The sequence below is a fragment of the Corynebacterium sp. MSK204 genome, from assembly GCF_030229885.1.
GTDB lineage: Bacteria > Actinomycetota > Actinomycetes > Mycobacteriales > Mycobacteriaceae > Corynebacterium.
The window spans coordinates 131287-156120 of the sequence record NZ_JASPGQ010000002.1 but is presented as its reverse complement, the minus strand read 5'-3'; the positions used below and the strand labels follow the sequence as shown (position 1 = coordinate 156120).

General features: G+C 61.5%; 20 protein-coding genes. 11 read left to right on the top strand and 9 right to left on the bottom strand.

Features of this window, described 5'->3' with window-relative positions:
• Window positions 1-2: 2 nt before the first annotated feature.
• The 5 genes from QP908_RS02000 to rho are packed head-to-tail and all read right to left on the bottom strand — an operon-like array spanning window position 3 to window position 5683.
• A complete protein-coding gene (locus tag QP908_RS02000) occupies window positions 3-1178 on the bottom strand; it encodes an MraY family glycosyltransferase (protein WP_023017787.1) in 1176 nt (391 codons plus the stop codon).
• Between the two features lie 14 nt (window positions 1179-1192).
• A complete protein-coding gene (locus tag QP908_RS01995; RefSeq protein WP_005282416.1) occupies window positions 1193-1861 on the bottom strand; it encodes an L-threonylcarbamoyladenylate synthase in 669 nt (222 codons plus the stop codon).
• 32 nt (window positions 1862-1893) lie between these two features.
• A complete protein-coding gene (gene prmC, locus QP908_RS01990) occupies window positions 1894-2727 on the bottom strand; it encodes a peptide chain release factor N(5)-glutamine methyltransferase (protein WP_284771531.1) in 834 nt (277 codons plus the stop codon).
• 9 nt (window positions 2728-2736) lie between these two features.
• Window positions 2737-3813, bottom strand: a complete 1077-nt coding sequence (prfA, locus tag QP908_RS01985) for a peptide chain release factor 1 (protein ID WP_005282411.1) — start codon at window positions 3811-3813, stop codon at window positions 2737-2739.
• Entirely contained in the window at window positions 3806-5683 is a 1878-nt protein-coding gene (gene rho / locus QP908_RS01980; RefSeq protein WP_284771530.1) for a transcription termination factor Rho, read from the bottom strand. Before rho ends, prfA begins: the two co-directional genes overlap by 8 nt.
• A gap of 372 nt (window positions 5684-6055) precedes the next feature.
• On the opposite strand from rho, the gene QP908_RS01975 reads away from it, so the two are divergent.
• The 5 genes from QP908_RS01975 (at window position 6056) to mobA (ending at window position 11301) form a co-directional block, all read left to right on the top strand.
• Entirely contained in the window at window positions 6056-7843 is a 1788-nt protein-coding gene (locus tag QP908_RS01975; RefSeq protein WP_284771529.1) for a long-chain fatty-acid--CoA ligase, read from the top strand.
• Window positions 7844-7904: 61 nt separating this feature from the next.
• Window positions 7905-9020, top strand: coding sequence for a GTP 3',8-cyclase MoaA (moaA, locus tag QP908_RS01970; RefSeq protein ID WP_005280187.1), 1116 nt, complete (start codon window positions 7905-7907; stop codon window positions 9018-9020).
• An 11-nt stretch (window positions 9021-9031) separates the two neighbouring features.
• Window positions 9032-10231, top strand: a complete 1200-nt coding sequence (locus QP908_RS01965; protein ID WP_284771528.1) for a molybdopterin molybdotransferase MoeA — start codon at window positions 9032-9034, stop codon at window positions 10229-10231.
• 15 nt (window positions 10232-10246) lie between these two features.
• A complete protein-coding gene (gene moaC / locus QP908_RS01960; protein ID WP_239267767.1) occupies window positions 10247-10726 on the top strand; it encodes a cyclic pyranopterin monophosphate synthase MoaC in 480 nt (159 codons plus the stop codon).
• The gene (gene mobA / locus QP908_RS01955; protein ID WP_239267769.1) at window positions 10726-11301 is read left to right on the top strand and encodes a molybdenum cofactor guanylyltransferase; all 576 of its coding nucleotides are present in this window, start codon (window positions 10726-10728) and stop codon (window positions 11299-11301) included. Before moaC ends, mobA begins: the two co-directional genes overlap by 1 nt.
• Window positions 11302-11364: 63 nt before the next feature.
• On the opposite strand, the gene QP908_RS01950 is transcribed toward mobA, so the two are convergent.
• Entirely contained in the window at window positions 11365-11844 is a 480-nt protein-coding gene (locus tag QP908_RS01950) for a molybdopterin-binding protein (protein WP_239267771.1), read from the bottom strand.
• A 228-nt stretch (window positions 11845-12072) separates the two neighbouring features.
• Here QP908_RS01950 and QP908_RS01945 point away from each other — a divergent pair, with 228 nt between their 5' ends.
• Genes QP908_RS01945 through narI form a run of 5 tightly spaced genes read left to right on the top strand, consistent with a single transcriptional unit; the run spans window position 12073 to window position 20372 of the window.
• Window positions 12073-13398, top strand: a complete 1326-nt coding sequence (locus QP908_RS01945; protein ID WP_239267773.1) for a nitrate/nitrite transporter — start codon at window positions 12073-12075, stop codon at window positions 13396-13398.
• Window positions 13399-13417: 19 nt separating this feature from the next.
• The gene (locus tag QP908_RS01940; RefSeq protein ID WP_239267774.1) at window positions 13418-17155 is read left to right on the top strand and encodes a nitrate reductase subunit alpha; all 3738 of its coding nucleotides are present in this window, start codon (window positions 13418-13420) and stop codon (window positions 17153-17155) included.
• The gene (gene narH / locus QP908_RS01935) at window positions 17155-18747 is read left to right on the top strand and encodes a nitrate reductase subunit beta (RefSeq protein ID WP_126318814.1); all 1593 of its coding nucleotides are present in this window, start codon (window positions 17155-17157) and stop codon (window positions 18745-18747) included. The genes QP908_RS01940 and narH overlap by 1 nt, the downstream gene beginning before the upstream one ends.
• Window positions 18748-18754: 7 nt before the next feature.
• Window positions 18755-19582 (top strand): nitrate reductase molybdenum cofactor assembly chaperone, encoded by an 828-nt coding sequence (narJ, locus tag QP908_RS01930; protein ID WP_284771527.1) that lies wholly within the window; start codon window positions 18755-18757, stop codon window positions 19580-19582.
• A gap of 10 nt (window positions 19583-19592) precedes the next feature.
• Entirely contained in the window at window positions 19593-20372 is a 780-nt protein-coding gene (narI, locus tag QP908_RS01925) for a respiratory nitrate reductase subunit gamma (protein ID WP_005280178.1), read from the top strand.
• Window positions 20373-20775: 403 nt separating this feature from the next.
• On the opposite strand, the gene QP908_RS01920 is transcribed toward narI, so the two are convergent.
• The 3 genes from QP908_RS01920 to QP908_RS01910 are packed head-to-tail and all read right to left on the bottom strand — an operon-like array spanning window position 20776 to window position 24424.
• The gene (locus QP908_RS01920; RefSeq protein WP_239267776.1) at window positions 20776-22158 is read right to left on the bottom strand and encodes a multicopper oxidase domain-containing protein; all 1383 of its coding nucleotides are present in this window, start codon (window positions 22156-22158) and stop codon (window positions 20776-20778) included.
• A complete protein-coding gene (locus QP908_RS01915; RefSeq protein WP_239267778.1) occupies window positions 22159-23358 on the bottom strand; it encodes a beta-carotene 15,15'-monooxygenase in 1200 nt (399 codons plus the stop codon). It lies immediately after the preceding gene.
• On the bottom strand, window positions 23348-24424 hold the full coding sequence (locus QP908_RS01910; protein ID WP_239267780.1) for a DUF8744 domain-containing protein: 1077 nt from the start codon (window positions 24422-24424) through the stop codon (window positions 23348-23350). Before QP908_RS01910 ends, QP908_RS01915 begins: the two co-directional genes overlap by 11 nt.
• 70 nt (window positions 24425-24494) lie before the next feature.
• Between QP908_RS01910 and QP908_RS01905 the strand changes: the two genes are divergently transcribed.
• Entirely contained in the window at window positions 24495-24755 is a 261-nt protein-coding gene (locus QP908_RS01905; RefSeq protein ID WP_239267782.1) for a DUF2249 domain-containing protein, read from the top strand.
• The last annotated feature ends 79 nt before the right edge of the window (window positions 24756-24834 follow it).

Below are 24834 nucleotides of genomic sequence, written 5' to 3'. Positions count from 1 at the left end.
CATCACGCGCTCGCAGAGTCATGCAATACGCAATCATCCGAGGACCTTAGACCAATCTTGCCCTGCCGCAGTGGAATCAAGGTCGTGCCAAAGGCAACCAATAATGCCGTGATGGACAAGCCGACCGCTACCGGGGCCGGCACGATGGAAAAGGACACCGCACCGAAGGCCACCGCGGATACCCAGAGGTACAGCACGAGCACAGTGCGCCGGTGCGTATGCCCCAACGACAACAGGCGGTGGTGGATATGCGCCTTATCCGCAGAAAATGGCGAACGGCCCTGGGATAGGCGGCGAATAACCGCCCAGACAAGGTCTAAGACTGGAATAAACACCGCTGCGATCACCACGAGGATGGGCGACATTAGCGCCACCATGTCCACGGTGCCGTAGAGAGACATATTGATCTTGCCCGAGGCCGAAGTAGAAGCCGCGGCGAGCAAGAGCCCGATAAGCATGGAGCCGGAATCGCCCATAAAGATTCGCGAGGGTTCAAAGTTATGGGGCAAAAAGCCCGCACACATCCCCACCAGAGCGGCGCTGATAATAGCGGGTGGATAGGCCGATACCGCCCCGCCCTGGTCATGCAGGACGGTGAGCGAAAAGACTAAGATGGCGCCACCGGCGATGAGGCCAAGTCCTGCTGCGAGGCCATCGAGGCCGTCGACGAAGTTGATGGCATTGATAAGGAGCACGGTGAAAAACGCGGTAAGCAACGTGCTTTGAATCTGGTCGAGCACTACCGTGGTGCCGCCGCCGAAGGGGATGAAAAGCAGCGTCCACGTCAGGCCCAGGCCACTCATGAGCGCGGCGGCAAAGAGCTGCCCGAAAAGCTTGATGAGGGCGCCGAGTTCCAAGTAGTCATCGGCAACCCCGACAAGCACGATGGCCAGCGCCGCCCACATCACCGCGCTCATCTCCGGGGTGACGGGCATAAACCCGCGAGTCAAGGCTGGAAGCTGGGCTGCGAGGAATATCGCCGCGCCAAAACCGGTAAACATGGCGAGCCCGCCCATGCGGGGCGTGGGCTGGGAGTGGGAATCACGCAGGCGAATTTCTGCCACCCGGCCCGTGCGGACCAAAAAGGATCGCACCACTCCGGTGGTCAGGTAGGTAAATGTCGCTGCTACGAGGATGACCAAGGCCAACTCGCGCAGCGGTACGCCAGTGCCGCTCACGCGAAATGCTCCTTCTATCCTTGGGGCCGGGTCCGCAGGGAATCAGCGGAGACGCCGAGGACCTCACCGATTTCCTCCGCGGATAATGCACCCTCGCGCAGTAGGTATGGATGATCACCGGAGAGATCGATAATGGTCGAGGGCTTGCCGATGTCCGTTTCTCCCCCATCCAAGTACACGGTGACGGCCTTGCCCAATTGGTCCTTGGCCATTTGCGCCGTAGTTGGTGGTTGGTGTCCGGAGATATTGGCAGATGAAACCGCCATCGGTCCTACCTCGCGCAAGAGCTCGATGGCAATCGGGTGAAGGGGCATCCGCAGCATGACGGTGCCGCGGGTATCTCCCAAGTTCCACGGCAAGGATGGCGCCTGTGGCACCACGATGGATAGCCCGCCTGGCCAAAAGGCCTCGACGAGGTCGCGGGTGGAATCGGGGTACGAGGCGACGAGTCCGCGCACGGTATTCCACGAGCCAACGAGCACGGGAACCGGCATATCCGGCCCGCGCTGCTTGGTGGCGAGCAGGTTGGCTACCGCGTCATTATCGAAGGCATCGCAGCCCAAACCGTACAGCGTATCGGTGGGCATGACCACGAGCCGCCCAGACTTTGCGGCCTTGGTGGCGATGCTCACGCCTTCCTCACGCTCGGTGTCATCGGCGCAATTATAAATTTTTCCTTGCATCAATTATCCCCTTCTTGCCCGACGGTGATGCCTTAGTCTACCGTGCGCTGAGCGGTAATAAAGCGCGGCGTGCCTGTTAAGTCCCTAAGCGGCGCGATATGGGCAAAGCCACCGTGGTCACGCACCGCATCGCGCACGGCATCGCCAGTCGTATCGTCGTGTTCAATCGCTATGAGCCCACCGGGCCGCAAAAGCCTGGCGATGGTGGGAATCAACCCGCGGATTACTCCCATGCCGTCATCGCCACCGAAGACGGCCACGTGCGGATCGTGATACACCTCCAGTTGCAGGTTCGGATCTTCCGGTACATAAGGCGGGTTGGTCACTACGAGATCGACCGTGCCATTCCAGTCCGCCAGAGTCTGACTGTCGGTCGCGTCCGCCTGCACCACCTCTACCCCGGTGCCGAGAGTATTGGCGCGGGTGAACTCGAGGGCGGCATCGGAAAGCTCTACTGCCTTAACCTCCGCCTGCGGTACGTAATGCTGCAGGTAGAGCGCCAGCGCGCCCGAACCCGAGCACAAATCCACCATGCGCGGGCCTGGTGCGTGGTGGACCGCCCAGTCCGCCATCACCTCCGTTTCCGGGCGCGGAATGAACACGCCTGGGCCCACCTTTAGGTCTAGGGGCCCAAACCACGCCGTACCCAGCACGTATTGCAGCGGCTCGCGCTGTTCCCGCCTGCGCAAAAGCGCCTCAAAAGCCACCTCGAAGCCGGGCATGGGTGGCTCGTGCAGCGGGATATCCAAATGCCCGCAGTGAATGAGGTGGGAGATGAGGATCCGCGTATCCCACTCGGGACTTCCTACTCCAGCAACGCGAAGGCGCTGCACCCCATGGCGCAGCGCCTCACCGTACGATTCCATCGACCGCGATTACCCCTCGGCCTCAAGGCGCTCGGCGCGCTCCTGGTCCTGCAGGGCCTTGATGAGATCCTGCATATCGCCGTTTAGCACGGAATCCAGGTTATTGGCCTTGTAGCCAATGCGGTGATCCGTGATGCGGTTTTCGGGCCAGTTATAAGTGCGCACGCGCTCGGAGCGATCCATGGTGCGCACCTGGGAGGCGCGCTGCTCGCCAGCCTCGGCCTCGCGGGCCTCGCGCTCCATCTGGTCCAGGCGAGCCTGCAGCACCTGCAGGGCGCGGGCCTTGTTCTGGATCTGCGAACGTTCCTTCTGGCAGGTAACAATCAACCCCGTGGGCAGGTGGGTAATGCGCACCGCGGAGTCGGTGGTGTTCACGCCCTGACCACCCTTACCGGAGGAGCGGTACACATCGACGCGGATATCCTTGTCATCGATATTGACCGATTCCACCTCTTCGGGCTCCGGGTACACCAGCACGCCAGCAGCGGAGGTCTGGATGCGGCCCTGCGATTCCGTGACCGGCACGCGCTGCACGCGGTGCACGCCGCCCTCGAATTTGAAGACGGACCACGCGCCATCGCGCGTCGGAGACTTAGCGCGGAAGGAAATGGTCATGTCCTTTACGCCGCCCAAATCAGACTCGTTAAGGCCCAAGACCTCCCACTTAAAGTCGATCTTATCGGCAAAACGCTCGTACATGCGGGCCAAGTCGCCGGCAAAGAGCGCGGCCTCTTCGCCGCCGGCGCCGGCCTTGATCTCCATGATGATATCTTCCGAGTCCTGCTCATCGCGCGGGGCGAGCAGGTCAGCCAGCTTTTCTTCCAGCTCTTCCACCGACGCTGCTAGGCGGTCCGCTTCTTCCTGGAAGTCGTGGTCTTCATAAGCCATCTCCTTGGCGTCCGCGAGATCCTCGCGCGCCTGGGTCAGCTCCTCGTTGACCTTGATGATGGGGCGCAGCTCCGCGTACCGCTTGGATAGCTTGCGAAAAGCCTGCTGATCGCCGGCGATTTCTGGGTCGCCCATCTGCATTTCAATGCCCTGGTATTCCGACACAATGTCATCAACCATGGAAACTTGATTAGACATAGTCTTCCTCGTCCTTATCCGCAGCCATCGGTGCAGAAGAAGCCACCTGCATGAGGAACTCGCCATTCGAGCGGGTCTTCTTAAGCTGCTTGATCAACAGGTCAATTGCCTGGTGGGAATCCAGGGCCGACAGGATGCGGCGCAGTTTGGTCATGATGCGCGCCTCTTCAGGCACCAGCAGGAGCTCGTCCTTGCGGGTTCCGGAGGGGTTGACATCCACAGCTGGGAATACGCGGCGTTCCGAGATCCCGCGGTCCAGCTTCAATTCCGCGTTGCCCGTGCCCTTGAATTCCTCGAAGATGACGGTATCGCCGGTCGAACCGGTCTCCACCATCGCGGTGGCGATGATGGTGAGCGAACCGCCCTCTTCGATATTGCGGGCAGCGCCCAAGAAGCGCTTTGGCGGGTAGAGCGCATTGGAATCCACACCACCGGACAGGATGCGGCCCGATGCCGGGGAGGAGTTGTTGTACGCACGGCCCAAGCGGGTGATGGAATCCAGCAGCACCACAACATCCTTGCCCTGCTCCACCAGACGCTTTGCGCGTTCGATGGCCAGCTCGGAAACGGAGGTGTGCTCTGATGGCGGGCGGTCAAAGGTCGAAGAAATGACCTCACCCTTCACGGAGCGCTGCATGTCCGTGACCTCTTCAGGGCGCTCATCCACCAGCACCACCATGAGGTAGCACTCAGGGTTATTGGTGGCAATCGCATTCGCGATATTTTGCAAAATCGTGGTCTTACCGGCCTTTGGCGGCGAGACGATGAGCGCGCGCTGGCCCTTACCAATCGGCATGATCAGGTCGATGACGCGGGTGGTGAGGATCTTTGGATCCGTTTCCAAGCGCAGGCGCTGGTTGGGATACAGCGGCGTGAGCTTATTAAAGTGCGGGCGCTGCTTTGCCTCTTCGGGATCGATCCCATTGACGGTATCGACCTGCACCAACTGGTTGTACTTGCGGCGGTTGCGGCCATTGCCGTGCGTGTGGGTAGGCCCAGCCACCTTGACCTGACCGGTAATGGCATCGCCAGAGCGCAGGCCCAAACGGCGCACGATGTTCTTATTAACAAAGACATCCGCATCGCCCGCGCGGTACCCAGTGGTGCGCAGGAACGAGACGTTATTGTCTACGACATCTAAGATGCCGCCGACAGCCTGCAGCTCATCGCCCTCGCGTACCTGCAGGTCATTGCCGCCGCCGTGGTTATCATTATTGCCCCGGCCGCCCCGGCGATTCCGGCGGTTGCGACGGCCACGGCGGTTACCGCGGTCAAAATTATTATCGTCATTGCGATTATTGCGGTGATTATTATCGCCGTTCTTATCGCCCTGCTTGTCTCCCTGGTTATCGGAACCATCCTGGGAGTCATCGCGGCGATCCTGGTGGCGATTCTGGTTCTGGTTGTGCGCGTCGCCCCGGTTATTCTCGCCCCGGTTATTATCGTCCTGCTCTAGACGCTCCTGGCGGCGGGCGCGGTTGCGGCGGGCACGGCGGGCCTGCGACCGCGATTCATAGCGCTGGTCGTCGCTGTTGTCCTTGCGGTCTTTGCCGCGGTTGTCCTGCTGTTCGCTGGACTTGCCGTTATCGCTCTCGCCGCGATCGTCCTTCTTAGACGGCTTATCTTTCTGCTTGGCAGGCGCCGCATCCTTAGCGGATTTCTCGGCCTTCTCGGCCTTCTCGGCCTTTTCTGCCTGCTCTATTTTTGCCTTCGCCTTTGGGGGAACCTGACCGGTCTTAATGGCGGTGATGAGATCCCCTTTGCGCAGGGCAGAGACGCCGCGAAGGCCGCGCTCGGCAGCCATTTTGCGCAATTCCGGCAGCTTCAGGGATGCGAGATCCTGTGCCGCGGTGTTGTCCGTATCGCTCACGGATATCCTTTCGTTGCTTGACCAGGTCCATAGTTGGGATCCGCCCTCCCCCACTTCAGGGAAGCTTGGGCGGTTGCACTGGAAGCCGATGTGTATTTTTCTTATCTTTTCGCCCTCGTGCCAAGGCGCTAGCGCACCCTGCCGGGCAATAAGCATGAGGCCTCTTCCGGTTACCGTATGGGAATTCCCCCTTGTAGCTCGTACGCGGGGCGGAAGAATTCAAGAAACGACTGTGGGCAATGTTTAACGATGGGACCTGTCACTGGGCCCGATTGCATAGGATTGGGAAGATTTCCCGCTTTCCTATCAGTCGATGGCAAGTATAGCGCATTCGCTACACCGTGAGTACTTGGACACCGCTACAGTGGAAGCATGCTTTCCACAATGATGGATATTCCCCTGTCTTTAACCCGTATTTTGGAATACGGCGCGTCGGTGCACGGCAATACCACTGTTACCACCTGGCACGGTGAGGGCACCGGATCCGAGTTTGGCCCCGCAGAAAAGGTCACCTTCCGCGATATCGCCGCCCGCGCGGCGGCCTTTGCCCATGTTTTACACGATGACCTTGGCATTACCGGTGATCAGCGCGTGGGCAGCTTCATGTGGAATTGCGCCGAGCACCTCGAGGTCATGTTTGGCTCCGCCTGCAAGGGCGCGGTTTTTACCCCGCTGAATAAGCAGTTGATGAATGACCAGATCCGGCACATCATTAGCCACGCTGAGGTCTCCGTCATCGTGTGTGATCCCCGCCTCGCCCCGCAGTTGGGCACGGTTTTACACGGCGCGCCATCCGTGTATTCGGTGATTTTCACCGGCTCCCAATCGCCGCAGCGCTTTGCCCACCATTTCCCGCGCGGCATCGAGTTTTATTCCTACGAGGCGCTGCTAGATGGCCGCTCTACCATCTACGATTGGCCCGAGCTCAATGAGCGCACCGCCGCCGCTTTGTGCTATTCCACCGGCACCACCGGCGCGCCGAAGGGCGTTTTATATTCCCACCGCTCGCTGTACCTCGAGGCCATGCAGCTGCGTTCCTCGGATTCGCTGTGCATTACCCACGGTGAGACCTTCCTGTGCTGCATTCCCATCTATCACGTGCTGAGCTGGGGCGTTCCCTTTACGTGTTTCATGACGGGTACCCCGCTCGTGCTTCCCGATGCCGATGTTTCCGCCCCCACCCTTGCCAAGGTCATTGCGGCCACGTCGCCGCGCGTGGCCCACGGCGTGCCCACCATCTGGATCCAGCTCTTCGTGCACTACATGCACAATCCGCCAGAGCGCATGACGCTGACGGAAATTTTCGCCGGCGGCTCCCCTGTGCCGCCGCAGCTTATCAAGATGTGGGAGGAGCATTACGGCGTCGACGTCGTGCACGTGTGGGGCATGGTCGAAACCTCGACGGTCGGCAGCGTTGCCCGCCCGCCACAGGGCGCGTCCGGCGATACCCGGTGGGCCTATCGCATCTCCCAGGGAAAGATCGCCGCCTCGCTGCAGTACCGCGTGGTCAATGATGGCCAAGTGGTATCCAAGACCGACCGCAATGCCGGTGAGCTCCAGGTGCGCGGCAACCTCGTGACCGGTTCTTATTATCATTCGCCCACCGCCGAGCCGGGCGAGGTGGCCTCCGAGTTCCGCGGCAAGCCAGTCGAGGCCGCGGAATCCAAGTTCACCGCAGATGGTTGGTTGCGCACCGGCGATGTCGGTTCCGTGACGAAGGACGGCTTTCTTACCGTTGAGGACCGCGCCCGCGATGTCATCCGCTCCGGCGGCGAGTGGATCTATTCGGTACAGCTGGAAAACCTCATCATGGCCAATTCCGATGTGGTGGAAGCCGCGGTGATCGGCTACCCCGATAAGCAATGGGTGGAACGCCCGCTTGCCGTCACCGTCTTGGGCGAGCAGGCCTCGCCCACCATCGAGACCGCCGAAAAGTTGCGCCAGAGCCTGCGCAAGGAATTGCCCAGCTGGATGCTGCCGGAGTACTGGACCTTCGTAAAATCCATCGATAAGACGTCAGTGGGCAAGTTCGATAAGAAGGATTTGCGCGCCCACTTGGCCGAAGGCGATTACAACATCATCCGCCTCAAGGGCCCGGGTGAAGCCCAGCGCCTTGACGATATCGACGAAAGCGATTTTAACCGGGAAAACGAGGAATAATCCCCGGCCAGGTGGCGTTGTAGCTTGGTGTACCTTGTTCCCCACTCTTAGACTGGCAGCAATGACTTCACCAACGCCTTCTTCTTCAGCGGTCTCCCTGCCCCTGCCCACCGTGGGCCGGTCGCAGCCGCCGGAGGACTTACCTGCCGCAGCAAGCGACGGCACCCGCGCCTTGGTTGATCGCTACGGCCGCAGGGCCCGCGACCTGCGCGTGTCGCTTACGGATCGCTGCAACCTGCGCTGCACGTACTGCATGCCGGCCGAAGGCTTAGAGTGGATGCCTACGCAGCAAACGCTATCCGATGAAGAAACCATCCGGCTTATCCGCCTCGGCGTGGAAAAGCTCGGCATCCGCCAGGTGCGCTTTACCGGCGGCGAACCGCTGTTGCGCAAATCCTTGGCAGATATCATCGCCGCCACCAAGGAACTCACCACGGATGAAGGCATCGCACCGTCCACGGCGCTGACTACCAATGGGTTGGGTCTGGAAAAGCGCGCCGCAAAGCTTGCCGCCGCGGGGCTCGACCGCATCAATATCTCGCTGGATACCATCGATCCTCAGCGCTATGCCGCACTCACCCGCCGCGACCGCCTATCCCACGTGCTCGAGGCCATCGCCGCTGCGGCCGATGCCGGATTGAATCCCGTCAAGATCAATGCCGTGGTCATGCCCGGCGTCAACGAGGAAGATATCGTCCCGCTGGCGGACTATGCCCTGCACCAGGGCGCCCAGCTGCGCTTTATCGAGCAGATGCCTCTCGGCCCGCGCGAAAAGTGGCGCCGCGAAGACATGGTCACCGCCGATGATATTTTGCTCAGGCTCCAGGACCACTTTTCCATGCGCCCGGCGCGGGAGCCGCGCGGATCGGCCCCGGCCGCGTTGTGGGATGCTATCGCCCCCGATGGCACCGCCGGCAAGCTGGGCATTATCGCCTCGGTAACCCATCCCTTCTGTGGCGACTGCGACCGCACCCGGCTTACCACTGATGGCGCCGTGCGCAACTGCCTTTTTGGCAATTCCGAAACCCAATTGCGGGATCTTATGCGCTCCGGGGCCAGCGACGAGGAGTTGATGGAGGCATGGGCCGGGGAAATGTGGACGAAGAAACCCGGCCACGGCATTGATGATGAAGGCTTTTTGCAGCCGGATCGTCCCATGTCTGCCATTGGCGGCTAATCTAATTATTTATGTCCGCATCGCGTTCCATTTCTGAGCACCTTTCCGCGGTTCTGGCGCTGGCGCCGGCCCCGCGCGCAGAGTCCGTTCCCGTGGGCCCAGCGCTGCGCGGCCGAGTATTAGCAGAGGATGCCACCGCGCGTTTTCCCGTCCCGCCGTTTGCTAATTCCGCCATGGATGGATTCCTCGTCCGCGCCACTGATATTTCGGGCACGGGCCCGTGGACGCTGCCGGTCGCAGGCGATGTCCCCGCCGGTGCAACCGCTCAGGCAGTTCCCGCCGGCCAGGCCGTTCGCATCATGACCGGCGCGCCGGTGGGTGATGCCACTGGCTTAATCGTCGTCCCAGTAGAAGACACCACCGTCCCGCCTGGGCCCACACAGTTGCCGAGCGAGGTCACCATCACCGCCGCGCCCACAAAATCGCATATCCGCACCGCAGGCGAAGATATACAGCCAGGCATCATCGTTGCTACGGCTGGGATCACCGCGAATGCCGCCGTGATCGCAGCGCTTATTTCCACCGGAATCTATTCCGTGGAGGCTTACCGGCGCCCGCGCATCGCGGTGATTTCTTCCGGCAATGAGCTATCCCCGTATCCGGACGAGCTTTCCCCAGGGCGCCTGCCGGATTCCAATGGACCGATGCTCGCCTCCCTTGCCTACACGGAGTCCTACTCCCACGTCGGCGACGACCCCGCGGAGTTATCCCGGCTGCTTGATGAGCTCACCGAATCCCACGATCTCATCATTACCTCCGGCGGGGTATCGACCGGCGCCTTTGACGTGGTGCACGGGGTGCTGGGCACGGGCGATGATTCGTGGTTCGGGCACGTTCATCAGCGGCCGGGCGCGCCGCAGGGCATCGGCACGTGGCGGGGCGTTCCGGTGCTCTCGCTGCCGGGCAATCCGGTGGCGGCGTTCGTCGGTTTCCAGCTCTATGCCCGCCCGCTTATCGCCGCCTTATCGGGCCAGCCGCACCCGCGGGAGGCCGTCCAACTGCGCGCGGAGGTCGCGGTACCGCTGCCACCTGCACACACGCGCCCCTGTATCGTTCCGGTCACCGTCAGCTTTGCGGGAAAACCCAGGATTACTGGCGCGTTAAGCCGCGGCAGCCACCGGGTGGTCTCGCTGGCAGGTACGAATGGGTATTGCATCATCGATGGACCTGCCCCCGCCGCGGGCGAAGAGACCACCGTCTATCTGTATTAAAGAGGAGAATTTTCTATGGAGTTTACCCACCTCAATTCCGCCGGCACCGCCTACATGGTCGATGTGACCGAGAAGCAGCCAACCGTGCGCACCGCCACCGCCGAGGGCGAGGTCGCCTGTTCCCCGGAGGTCATGACCGCGCTGCGCGAGGGCACCGTACCCAAGGGCGACGTGCTGGCGGTCGCGCGCATCGCCGGCATTTCCGCGGCAAAGAAGGTTCCAGAACTCCTGCCACTCGCCCACACCATTGGCGTGCACGGCTGCGCGGTAGATCTTGAGCTTGCCGATACCCACGTGAAGATCACCGCCACCGTGCGCACCGCCGACCGCACCGGCGTGGAAATGGAGGCGCTGACCGCGGTCAACGTTGCCGCCTTAGCGCTCATTGACATGGTCAAGGGCGTTGATCGCTCCGCCTTTATCCGCCGGTGCGGCATCGTGGCGAAATCGGGCGGCCGCTCCGGCGATTGGTCTAGGACCCTCCCGGAGGCTTAATGGACGGCGCGATCATTCTGGCCGGCGGGCAATCGCGCCGCATGGGCGGGGCCGATAAGGCACAGGTGCGCGCCTTTGGCCTGCGCCTGGTGGATCGCCTGCGGCACCAGCTTCCCTATGGCATGCCGTCTATTGTTATCTCCCCGTATTACCTCGGCCTGCCGCAGGTGTGCGAGTCCCCACTTTTCGGCGGCCCCGTCGCCGGCATCGAGACCGGGGCGCGCGCACTCTCCCAGTGCGACCGCCTGGCGCTCTTCGCGGTGGATGCGCCCGATTCCCCACAGCTGCTGCCATGCCTTGATAACGCCTTAAACGCCGCGCCCACCGCCGGTGCCGCGATTACCCGCGCCGCGGATGGGTACTTACAACCGCTGTGTTCGTTGTGGCATACCGCTGCGCTCTTTGAGCGCTTGGGCGCGCTGGAGTCGACCCGCAATGTCTCCGTGCGCAGGCTTATCCGCGGCGCCGATTTCGTCGAGGTGGCCGGCACCGGCGCCGAGCGCGATTACGATACCCCTGCCGAATTGCAGGCCATTCCGCCACACCCCGCCCTTCGCGCTCACCGGCGCGGCTAATCTAGCCACACTCCACCCACCCCGTGAGCGCGAAGGGCGGGTTACGGGGAGGGGTGAGAGAGATTATTCGCCGCGGGAGCGGAAGACATCGGCAAGCAGCGGCGCAATAACCCCAAGGGCATCTGCGACGGCGCCGGTGGATGAGGCGCAATTGATGATGAGGCTGCCGCCGCCGTGGTCGGTCATGCCAATGATCCCGCGGGAGAGGCCCGCCTTGGGCGAGGACCCGAGCCCGCGCAGGAGCACCTGGGTCTCCAGGCCGTAGAGGCGGGCCTTGATATAGCGCTCGGTGACCTCTGGGGTCAGGTTCGTCGCCCCGATGCCAGTGCCGCCGATGACCACGACGATATCGGTGCCGGTATCCACGGCGGTGCGCAGCGCGTCGTCGACTGGCGTATAGCCCTCCGGCACGATGCTCGGTGGCGCGACATCGATGTCGTGGGTGCGCAGGATTTCTGCCGCTTTCTCCCCGGCGCGGTTCGGTTTTTCCCCGGACAAAATGCGGTCCGAGCTGACGATTATCTGTGCCTTCCTTTGGGGCATAAGTCTCATTCCTTTCCCATTGTGGAGTGTGGTTAATATCACATTATTCAGTTTTCGATACCAACACACTTGGGACATGGGGCTAACCTGCGATATCGGAATCGATCAAGAATTACGCAACATTTGTATGCCGTAATTAGATACGGATTTTACCGTTTTTATTTATCTGTTCGAGCATAGTCGCCGGTAAATTGAGGAGTCGAACGACCTACTACCTGTGAGGAAATCATGACTGCTCTTGATACCTCAGGCAAAGTCATCCAAGGTTGGGATCCAGAAGATTCTGACCACTGGGACTCTAAAATTGCCTGGCGCACGCTGTGGATCTCCACATTTGTCCTTATCATTGGCTTTGCCACCTGGTACCTCGTATCGGCAATTGCCCCACAGTTGAACCAGATCGGTTTCGACTTATCCCGCAGCCAGCTCTACTGGCTGACCGCCATCCCCGGATTGGCCTGCGGTATCTTCCGCCTCATCTTCATGTTCTTGCCGCCCATCCTGGGCACGCGCAAGCTCGTCTTCAGCTCGTCGCTGCTATTTATCATCCCCATGCTGGGTTGGTTCTTCGCGGTGCAAGACTCCTCCACCCCATACTGGTGGCTGCTGACCCTCGCCTTCCTCTCCGGCATCGGTGGCGGCGTGTTCTCCGGATTCATGCCCTCGACCGGTTACTTCTTCCCCAAACGCCTGTCCGGTACCGCGCTGGGTATCCAGGCCGGCATCGGTAACTTCGGTATCTCCTTTATCCAGCTGGTCGCCCCATGGCTCATGGGCTTTACCCTGCTGGGCGTGGGCTTTGTCGCCCCGCAGCGCACCGATGACGGCGAAATCTTTGTCCACAACCCCGCCATCTTCCTGGTGCCGTGGGCCATCGTCGGCGCATTCCTCGCGTGGACCCTGCTCAAGGACGTTCCCGTGAAGGCGAATTTCCGCCAACAGATGGACATCTTTGGCAATAAGAACACCTGGATTCTTACCGTCGTCTACTTCATGACCTTTGGCGCATTTTCCGGCTTCGCGGCGCAAACCGCGCTGCTTATTAACCAGATTTTCGGCGAAGGCTCCGAATTTGCCGGCACCTACGATAACCTCCCTGCCGGCGCGAGCTACGCCTTCCTGGGACCACTCATCGGCGCGCTCGTCCGCGCGCTGTGGGGCCCGCTGTGCGATAAGTTCGGCGGCGCCATCTGGACCTTCATTGGCTGCCTGGGCATGACCATCTTTACCGTCGTGGCCACCTTCTTCCTCACCCCGGACGAGCCGGATGAGGTCTGGTGGTTCCTGGGCACCATGCTCATTTTCTTCTTCTTCACTGGCCTGGGCAATGCCGGCACGTTTAAGCAGATGCCCATGATTTTGCCCAAGCGCCAAGCAGGCGGTGTCATCGGTTGGACCGGTGCCATCGGCGCCTTCGGCCCGTTTGTCGCGGGTGTCTTGCTCTCCATGATGTCTGCACCGACGTTCTTCTGGGGCTGCGCCGTCTACTTCGCCATCACCACCGTGCTGGTGTGGATCTACTACGCCCGCCCCAACGCCCCTTTCCCCGGATAATTAGGAGCTTTCATTCCCCATGACTGCATACTTCGCGCCCGAAAAAGGCAACTCAAATCCACTCTTTAAGCTCGGTGCCTACCTGCGCAAAGGCGAAGCTACCGATTCTGGTCAGCAGCTTTTCTTAAAGGGCGGCCGCCAGGCAGACGTCTTCTACCGCAACCGCTGGGCCTTCGACAAGATGGTGCGCTCCACCCACGGCGTGAACTGCACCGGTTCATGCTCGTGGAAGGTTTACGTCAAAGACGGCGTCATCACCTGGGAGTCCCAGGCGGTGGATTACCCCACCACCGGCAATGACATGCCGGAATACGAGCCCCGCGGCTGCCCGCGCGGCGCCTCCTTTTCCTGGTACACCTACTCTCCTACCCGCGTGCGCTACCCGTATGCCCGCGGCGTGCTGGTGGATATGTTCCGCGAGGAAAAGGCAAAGCACGGCGATTCCGTCCTGGCATGGCGCGCCATCCAGGAGGACCCAGAAAAGCGCAAGGCGTATATCTCCCAGCGCGGCAAGGGCGGGCTTATCCGCATCTCTTATGAAGAGGCCATCGATATCGCCTCGGCCGCGCACGTCTACACCATCCGCAAGTACGGGCCGGACCGCATCAACGGCTTTACCGTGATCCCGGCCATGTCCCAGATCTCCTATGGCGCGGGCATGCGCTTCCTGCAGACCATCGGCGGCGTCGCGCTCTCCTTCTACGACTGGTACGCCGACCTGCCCCCGGCATCGCCGCAGACCTTCGGCGACCAGACCGACGTCCCCGAATCCGGCGACTGGTACAACTCTTCCTACCTCATGATGTGGGGCTCGAATATCCCGGTCACCCGTACCCCGGACGCCCACTTCATGGTGGAATCGCGCTACAAGGGCACCAAGGTCGTCGTGGTCTCGCCCGACTTTGCCGATAACACCAAGTTCGCCGATGAGTGGGCTCGCATCGAGCCGGGCACGGATGCCGCCCTCGCCTTTGCCATGGGCCACGTGATCTTGAAGACCTTCCACGTAGACCGCCAGGAACCGTACTTCCTGAACTACATGCGCAAATACACCGACTCACCCTTCCTGGTATCCCTGGAAGACCGCGGCGACGGCACCTACACCCCGGGCAAGTTCCTCACCGCCTCGCAGCTTGCCGATGCCACCTTGAATTCCTCCCCCAACGCCACCCACCGTGGCCTGGTGATGGAGGAAGACGGGTGCATCGTTGACCCAGGCGGCACCGTGGCAGACCGCTGGGATAACGAAAGCGCCAAGTGGAACCTGGCGCTAGATAACGCCGATCCGGTCATGTCCATCGCAGAAACCGATAGCTTTGATACCGCCGAGGTGCTCTTCCCGCGCTTCGACCTGGATACCAACCCAGAGGACGTGGGAACCGATAAGCCCATTGGCGCGGGCATCGTCCACCGCGGCGTGCCAGTCCGCGAGGTCGACGGCAAGCTGGTTACCACCGTCTTCGACATCATGCTCGCCCACTACGGCGTCAACCGCGAGGATCTCCACCTGCCGGGTAGCTGGCCGAAGGACTTCCACGATTCCAGCGAAGTCGGCACCCCCGCCTGGCAGGAAGAGCTCACAGGCGTGGCCGCCGATACCGCTATCCGCATCGGCCGCGAATTCGCGCAAAACGCCGCGGATTCTAAGGGCCGTTCGCAGATCATCATGGGCGCTGGCGTCAACCACTACTTCCACGCCGATAATATCTACCGCACCTTCTTGGCACTGACCTCCATGTGCGGTACCCAGGGCGTCAATGGCGGCGGTTGGGCGCACTACGTGGGCCAGGAAAAACTTCGCCCGATCAACGGCTGGACCCAGTGGGCCATGGCCGCCGACTGGCAGCGCCCGCCGCGCCACATGATTTCCACCGGCTTCTACTACTTCGCCACCGAGCAGTATCGCTACGATAATTCGCGTGCCTCCCACTTGGGATCGCCGCTTGCTAGCCACGGTTCCATTGGGGACAAGATGGTCTCCGATACCATGGCAGAATCCATGCGCCGTGGCTGGATGCCGGCCTACCCGCAGTTCAACCGCAACTCCCTCTTCCTTGCCGATGAAGCCGATGAGGCCGGCATGGACATCAACGACTACGTGGTCCAAGAGCTAGAAAACGGCCGCCTGGAATTCTCCTATGACAACCCGTCTGCCGAGGAGAACTGGCCGCGCATCCTTCTCAACTGGCGCACCAACCTGCTCGGCTCGTCCGCCAAGGGCACCGAGTTCTTCCTGCGCCACCTGCTGGGCATCGACTCGGACGCCACCGCGGAAGAACTAGCCCCCGAAGACCGCCCACGCAGCATTAAGTGGGTGGATGAGGCACCGGAGGGCAAGTTGGATCTGATGATGACCACGGACTTCCGCAATACCTCCACCACGCTGGTCTCGGATCTCATCTTCCCGGCCGCTACCTGGTACGAAAAGCACGATATGTCCTCTACCGACATGCACCCGTACCTGCACTCGTTTAACGCGGCGATTAACCCGCCGTGGGAGGCACGCTCGGACTATGAGGTCTTCCGGGACCTGGCCGCGGCACTCTCTGATAAAGCCACCAAGTGGCTTGGCGTGCAACGCGATGTCATTACCCAGCCGAGCCACCACGACAGCCCAGACGAGCTCGGCATGCCCAATGGCATCGTCCCCGACCCCGAAGAACAGGGCCTTATCCCTGGGGTCACGATGCCGAAGCTGCATGTGGTCGAGCGCGATTACACCAAGGTCTACGAAAAGTGGGCCCACCTGGGCCCGCTTCCCGCCAAGGCCGGCACCGGCGTGCACGGCACCAAGTTCAACGTGGAAAAGCAGGTCAAAGAGCTCGAGCTTATCTGTGGCACCACGGAGACCTCGATGGGCGAGCTGGTGGACCTATCCAAGGACACCAAGGTCATCGACGCCATCCTGCACCTTTCCGGTGTCTCCAACGGCGAGCTAGCCAAGCAAGGCTTTGAGTTCCTATCCTCGCGCACCGGCAAGGATCTCACCCCGCTGGGCGCTCCCGATGAAGACGTACGCATCACGTGGGACGACATCAAGGAACGCCCGAAGGAGGTCATCACCTCCCCGGAGTGGACCGCCGATAAGCGCAATAAGCGCCGCTACACCGCCTTTTCCATCAACGTCGAGTTCGACAAGCCCTGGCACACGCTGACCGGCCGTATGCAGTACTACATCGACCACGACTGGTTCATGGACTACGGCGAAGCGCTGCCGATCTTCCGCCCACCGCTCGACCACGTCCACATGCACGGCGAATTCGCGCCGGGCACGGAATTGACCAATGACCGGGGCGAGGCCGAGGTCACCCTGCGTTACTTGACCACGCACAATAAGTGGTCCATCCATTCGCAGTACTTTGACAACCTGCACGTGCTCTCCATCTCGCGCGGTGGCCAGGTGGTCTGGATGTCCAATAAGGACGCCGAGAAAATCGGCGTGACGGACAATGACTGGGTCGAGGTATATAACCGCAACGGCGTCGTCTCCGCCCGCGCCATTGTTTCCCACCGCATTCCGGAGGGAACCATGCTGTGCAACCACGCACAGGAGCGCACCGTGGGCACACCTATCAACGAGCACACCGGCCGCCGCGGCGGCACGCACAACTCGCTGACCCGCATTTCCATCAAACCGGTGCACATCGCTGGCGGCTATGGCCAGCTGACCTACCACTTCAACTACATCGGCCCTACCGGTAATAACCGCGATGAAGTCACCCGCGTTCGCCGCCGTTCCCAGGAGGTATCCTACTAATGAAAGTCATGGCCCAAATCTCCATGATCATGAACTTGGACAAGTGCATTGGCTGCCACACCTGTTCAGTTACCTGTAAACAGGCATGGACCAACCGCGAAGGCACCGAGTACATCTGGTTCAATAACGTCGAAACCCGCCCCGGCCTCGGCTACCCGCGCACCTGGGAAGACCAGGAAAAGTGGAAGGGCGGCTGGGAGCGCACGGCGTCCGGCAAGATCAAGCCCAAGGCCGGCGGGCGCCTCAAGAAACTGGCTACCCTCTTCCACAACCCCAACCTGCCCACCATCCAGGATTACTACGAGCCCTGGACCTACCAGTACGAGGACCTGATGGGCGCCGAGGCGGGCCAGAAGACCCAGCCGACCGCCAAGCCGGTCTCCCAGATCGACGGACGGGACATCGGCAAGATTGAATGGTCCTCCAACTGGGACGATAACCTGGGTGGCTCTACTGCCACGCTTGACGATGACCCCGTTCTCCACAACATGAACCTCGAGGTCAAGAAGGAAATCGAGGACTCGTTCATGTTCTACCTGCCGCGCATTTGCGAGCACTGCATGAACCCGACCTGCGTATCCTCCTGCCCCTCCGGTGCGATGTACAAGCGCACCGAAGACGGCATCGTCTTGGTGGACCAGGACCGCTGCCGCGGCTGGCGCATGTGCGTATCCGGTTGCCCGTATAAGAAGGTCTACTTCAACCACAAGACCGGTAAGGCCGAAAAGTGCACGCTGTGCTACCCGCGCCTCGAGGTGGGCCAGCCCACGGTGTGCTCCGAGACCTGCGTGGGCCGCCTACGCTACTTGGGCGTTATCCTCTACGATGCCGACCGCGTCGCCGAGGCCGCCTCCACCGAGAATGAGCAGGACCTTTTCGAGGCACAAAAGTCGATCATGCTCGACCCCCACGACCCAGAGGTAGTCCGCGCGGCCCAGGCGGAGGGCATCCCGCACTCCTGGATCGATGCCGCGCAGCAGTCGCCGATCTACGACCTCATCTTCAAGTACGGCGTCGCTCTGCCGCTCCACCCGGAGTACCGCACGCTGCCGATGGTCTGGTACATCCCGCCGCTGTCGCCCATCGTTGACAAGGTGACCGCAACCGGCAACGACGGTGAGGACCACAAGATCCTTTTCTCGGCGCTATCGAATATGCGCATTCCGCTGGAATACTTGGCGGGCCTATTTACCGCCGGCGATACCGTCCCGGTGGAAAAGTCGCTGCGCCGGCTCGTCGCCATGCGTTCGTATATGCGCGATATCAACCTGGGCAACGAGCCGCAGGAGGAAATCGCCCAGGCAGTCGGCATGACGGGCAGGGATATGGAAGGCATGTACCGCCTGTTGTCCATCGCTAAATACGATGACCGCTACGTTATCCCCACCGCCTCGCCGGAATCCCCGCGCGGCATTACCGATTTGGATCCGTTCGGCGATGTGGACCCGGCCAAGGCCTCCGAGGACGTCTTCCACGACCTTGGCATGGGCGCGCCCGAAGCTTGCACCCACGGCGCCGAACCGCAAGGTAAGGTCTCGCTGCTCTCCTGGAGCGGCGACCGCCCCGATGCCATGTTCCCGCCGCGGAAGTAGGTTAGCCGTGAATATCTTCGATAAACTCCGCAAGCGCCAGGAATCCCTGCAGCGGCAATCTGCCCCGCAGGGTGCCGATGCCCCCGTGGCCGGGTTCGGAACTCCCGCCGGCATCGGTTCCATGGGCGGTGCCAAGGACGTCGAAAAGACGCTGCGCACCCACACCGGTCAAGTCCCGCGCGAATTCGTCACGCCTGTCGAGGTCACCGAAGACCAGCGGCGGATAGTCGCCATGGCCGTGTCCGTGCTGCTTAATTACCCAGGCGAAGACATCTTTGACCGCCTCTCCGTGGTCGAAGACCAGGTAGATGACCTGCCGCTGGCCATTGTCACCGACTTCATCAACTTCGCCGAATGGGCCCGCAGTATCGGCCCGCGCGGCTTGGAAGAGCACTACGTCGAGACCTTTGATCAACGCCGCCGCTGCGCGCTGTACCTGTCCTACTTCGCCGTCGGCGATACCCGCCAGCGCGGAATGGCCATCTTGTCCTTCCGCCAGCAATTGGAATCGCTCGGCTTCGAAATTTCGGATGAAGAACTACCCGATCACCTCTGCGTCGTCCTCGAAGCCCTCGCCATGAGCGAGGGGGACACGCACGAGCGCGCCGTCGAATTGGTAGCCAGCTACCGCGAGGGAATCGAGGTGCTGCGCGCGGCCCTCGCCCACGAGCGCTCGCCGTACGTCAGCTTGATCGTGGCGCTGTGCAAGGCCCTTCCAGAAGTCGATTCTGATACCGCGCAAAAGTACGTCGATCTCATCCGCACCGGCCCACCCGCCGAGATGGTCGGCATTGCAGACCTTCCCTTCCCCACTACCCAACCAGACCTCGTCTAGGAGCCACATCATGTTTGATAACTTCCTCTGGGGTGCCTTCCCGTGGTTAGCCATCGCGGCATTCTTCGTGGGCATCTTCTGGCGGTGGCGATCCGACCAATTCGGCTGGACCACCCACTCCTCCCAAATCTATGAATCCAAGCTGCTGCGTTTATCCTCGCCGCTCTTCCACTGGGGCATGGTTTTCGTGGTCATCGGCCACCTGATGGGCTTGGCATTCCCCAAGTCCTGGACCCAGGCCGTTGGCATCAGCGACCACGCCTACCACCTCCTGGCCACCATCCCCGGCTCCATCGCCGCACTGGCGGTCCTGCTGGGCTTTGCCGGATTGCTGTACCGCAGGCTAAAGAACCGCTCCGTATTCTTGTCCACCTCCACCTCGGACAAGGTCATGTACGCGCTGCTCGGCCTCGCGCTGGTATCGGGCTCGTTTGCCACCTTTACCCTGCAGCTTTTTGACCTCGCTGGCACCGGCGGATACGACTACCGCGAGACCATTTCCCCATGGCTGCGCCAGCTGTTGATTTTCAACATTCAGCCCGACCTCATGGCCAGCGCCCCGTGGCAATTTAAGGTCCACGTCCTCTGCGGTTTCACCATCATCGCAGTATGGCCCTTTACCCGCCTCGTCCACGCATTCTCGGCACCGGTTGGCTACGTCACCCGCCCCTACGTGGTGTACCGCTCCCGCGATGAACGCACCACCCCGATGCGCTCCAATACCGCGTGGGAGCCTATCCGCTCCAACCGGAAGCAATTGGAGGGAGAAACCCCTGGCCACGGTGCCTAGGTAGTTCCTCGGTCCTTTTCACCACCGCGCGTCGTCCAGTATTTGGATGGCCCGCGGCGGTTTCCTTATGTCTGAATCTACTCCGACGCTACCCACGCGCCCACCCCGCGCCCCCACTCGCCCTTCGCGCTCACCGGCAAAGCGGCGCGGCCGTGAAATCACCACCCGGTGAGCGCCAAGGGAAGGTGCCGATCAACCCCCGCACCCTTCGCGCTCACGAGGAAAGCGGCGCGGCCGTAGATACTTCCGCCCTGTGAGCGCCAAGGGGGAGGCTGCGATCAAAGGACCCCCGCCCTTTGCGCTCACGAGGAGAGGTGGATCTATCTCTCTACAGTGCCCTGGTGAGCGCCAAGGGCGGGGGAACGAAGTGCGCGGGAACGAAGGGCGGGGAACTAAGGCCGCTTTATTCGGTGACGACGAACTTGCCGTGCTGTCCCTTTTCCGCGTTAGTCATGATGTGGTTGACAAAGGAATACGTTCCAGGCTCGTTGAAGGTCATCTCCACGAACCCGCCTTGTGCGGGGAGCAGGTCGAGGGCTTGCGAACCGGTCTTATCCTCGTCCTTGATGAGGTAAGCACCTTCCTTATAGGCAGTATCGAATTGCTCGCCCACCACGTGGAAGCTAAGCGGCTGATCGGGGCCCACGTTCAGGATCCACAACCGGACGGTATCGCCCACCTTGGCCTTGATGGGGTCGACGTCGTACTGGCTGGGGTAGTAATTAAAGGCCATGAGGTCGAAGTCGCCATCGGCCACGCGCTGGGCGTCGGCGCCGGTCTTTTCCTCACCGAGGAATACATCGTTGGCGATGAAGTTGTACTCGGCATCTACGTCCTTGAGATCTGGTGGATCGATGATGACGTTACCGGCCATGCCGTTGGCGATGTGCAGGGACATCGGGGCGGTTGAGCAGTGATACATCCAAATGCCGGAGCGATTCGCGGTGAATTCGTAGGTTAGTTCTTCCCCGGGCTGGATGGACTTCATGTTTTCATCCGGGTTGACCTCACCGGCGTGGAAGTCGATGGAATGGGCCATGCTGCCCTCGTTCTTGATGGTGATCTTGAACTTATCGCCCACCTTGCCGCGCAGCGTCGGCCCTGGCGCCTGGCCATTAAAAAGCCATTGCATCTGCTTAACTCCTGGGGCTACCTCAACGATTTCCTCGGTCATCGACCAGGTTTCTTCGTGCGTGGTGGTATTAGCCGCCGGCGCCAGGGAGGCGTCATAGGCGCTAAAACCTTCGCGGGAGGCACCGAGTTCGGCGGCGCTCGGAACATCAACGTGCGGGTTGGATGCCCCTGCCACGGCGTGGTGGTGATCGTGCCCGCCGGTGCTTGGCGCGGAATCGTCCACGTTGACGTCAAAGGTCATACCTTGCAGGCGGTGACCGGCAATGGTGCAGTAGCCTTCGATGCTGGATTCGATGACACCGGCATCGAGCTGCACGGTATCGCCGGGATCGACGCGGCCGGTTTCGGCATCACCAATCTTTAGATCGTGGACTTGGTCCCCGGTATTGGTGAAGTTAACCACCAAGTGGGTGCCGGGATCGATATCAACGTGGTTGGGGACGAAGGCCATACCATCGACTTCTACGTCAATGGTGTGGGTTTCACCTTCGGCAACAGAGCCCGCCGGTTGAGAGTCCTTAGAGATGGTATTGACTAGGGCGAGCGCGATCACCGCGGCCAGCGCGATACCGATAAGTAACCACGAGGCCCATTGGGAGTTACCGGACTCCGGCGGCTTATCCTGTGGCTGTGGGGAAGAAACACTAAGCATTTAATTCTCCAGATTCTGTTGTTGGTAGACGGCGCGTCCCACGGCAAGCACGTTTAATGCTAAGCCTATCCCCATGAGGATAAGCCCAGCAGAAAGGGCGTTGACAAGGCTCAGCAGGGCGCCGAGGTTGATGAGGACGAGTCGGGCAAAACCGGCGCGGTCCGCGGTATCCCGGCCGTGGTGCACCTTGGCAGGACCGCCTCCCACCAGCGTGGGCAAGAGATGGTGCAAGACGCCGGTGACCAGCTGCAAAATGCCGCCGCCGATGAAGGCCGGAACCACAAACAGCGTGATGACGCGCGGGTAAGCGCCGAGCGCTGCGGCGACGGCATCGCCGGCGCACAGGGCCACCATCCACAGCAGTCCTGCGATAACGGATACCGATGCTGTGGTGAGCCGGGGGTTGCACCCCAGCACAGTGGCCAGTACCGGTTGGATGATCATAATTGCAGCTAGCACGACAAGCAGCTGGGCGATGCCCGCCGCGCGCGTCCACCCCACCGCGCCACAGACCATGGTCAGTATTAGCCCGGTGCAGTGGACGATGAGCCCGCGTGTGCACCGCATCCGCGCGGTGGGCGAAATCGCGGTATTAGACAAGGTGGGAAGCAGCGTCACGATGGTGCCCACGATGGTCAGCCACGCAAACCCCCAGACCATGCCGCGCGAGTGCGCTGCCACTAGGAAGGAATAGTTACCCACGCCATTGCCGCTTAAGATCACGAGCACCACGGAGGCGATCATGAAGATGGATGCGGCCGCATAAAACGGCACCGTCACCGCAAAGGATCCGGAAAGCGAGCCGCGCAAACGCGTATAGGTGAATACGAGCTGCCAGGCAAGGGCGGCGATGATGAGGAGGGAGGCGGCATCGGCAAGCAGGCCCCAGTCATAGCCCGCGCGATCGATCATGAGCAGGATGAGGCCCACCTGGATGAGCGCCACGCGCGCGCCCACGCCGCGGTAACCATTATTGGCGGTGCGGGTGAGCGCCTCGGTGAAATGGGTGGAAAATACGATGATGGCGGTGGTCAGCGCGCCAATGGTCAGCGGGTGGATGAGTTCCCACCACACCACGGGGGCGCCCAGGTGGCCCGCCACGTTGATGCCGATGCCGATGAGTACCCACGCGCCGATAAGCGCGGCGGTAAGGATATGCCAGCGGCTGCGGGCGGCCAGGGAGATGTCATTAATGCGCACGGTGGGCCTCCTTCACCGTCAACGTAATGCCGCAGGCGAGGAATACCAAGACGGCGGCGATGGTGGTCAGGCCACCTACCTGGTAGGCAACGGTGTGGCGGGCGACATCGGCAAGAATGCGCAGCGCCAGCCCGCCGTGCAGGACCGCTACGGGGAGAAAAAGCACCGGATGGTAGGGCAAGTGGCGGCGGATGACGGAGGTAATGATGATGGGGGCATGGGCAAAAATCATGGACATGACAAAGCCTAAAAAGATGGCGTGCACCGAGGCGTCGTAGGCAAAGCCCGAGCTTTCGCCATAAAGCAGCCAGAAATATCCGCCCAGGGCCAGCCAAAAATACCCGGCGAGCATGCAGGCTGCGGAATAGCGCGGCAGCCCGCGCGAGCGCACTAGGTTCTTCGCCACATCCACGCGCACGGTAGAAACCGCAACGCCGATAAGCGCCGCACCCATCGCGCGGTAGCCCACGGCCGGGGAAAGGATATAGACCACGCTGAGCGCCGCCAACCCCAAAACCCACAGGGTAATGCGCTTTTCCGCCTGGGTGCCGGCCATGGTGATGCGGGCAAGCTCCATGCGCTCGCCGATGATCGTCGCTACCACGTAGAGCACGCACAGCGGCATCGCCGTAGAAAAGGCCGGCTCCATGGCCCACAGCAGTGCCGCTGCTACCCCACCGATGACGCCGGTGGCCTGCACAATGATGGGCAGGGCCGGCTGGCGCCGGTGGATGGTGGCATAGATCAACCCCAGCACGATGAAGCCGGCGGCGAAGCACAAGGCCGGGACCTGCCGCGGTAAGCCTGCCACGATGCCCACGAAACCGGCTACGTGGAAGATGGGTCCTGCCCAGGCCCACCGCGTGCGCACGGCGACGGCGCGCTCTAGCCCAATGGCGCCGCCGACAAAGCCAAAGACCATCAGCGGGCCGTGATCGGCGGCGACGGAGGCTGCCGACGAAAATCCCACGCCGAGCAGGGATGCCCCGGCGGCGAGCCCAACCAGCAAGGACAGCCCCGCGCAGGCAAGGAAGAAGAAGCGGTGCGCGAGCCTATTATTTATCACGGCTTTAATCGTACTAATATTGGTGGCAAGGTAAAACCCTCGCCCCACCTCCGAAAGGATGATCCTCGCCATGGAACTTCCCATCACCGATTCCTCCCAGCAGAACTCCATCCCCACGCTCAACGCCACCGAAATCCCCCACGCCGTGCGCCACGGCGCCATCCACGGCGCTTTGGGTACGCTGAACGTGGGCCAAGCCATGGTCCTCATCGCCCCGCACAACCCGCTGCCGCTGCTCAAGGAAGTAGAAGAGCGCGCGGAGAAATTTGAGCTGTCGTACCTCAAGGAAGAAGAAAACGACTATCACATCAAGTTCACGCGAATTTCGTAACGTATTTCCTTGCAAGTCGATACGCTATGTGCTGATAACTCCATCTCTTATACCCTGTTGCCTACATAACACGGAGCAT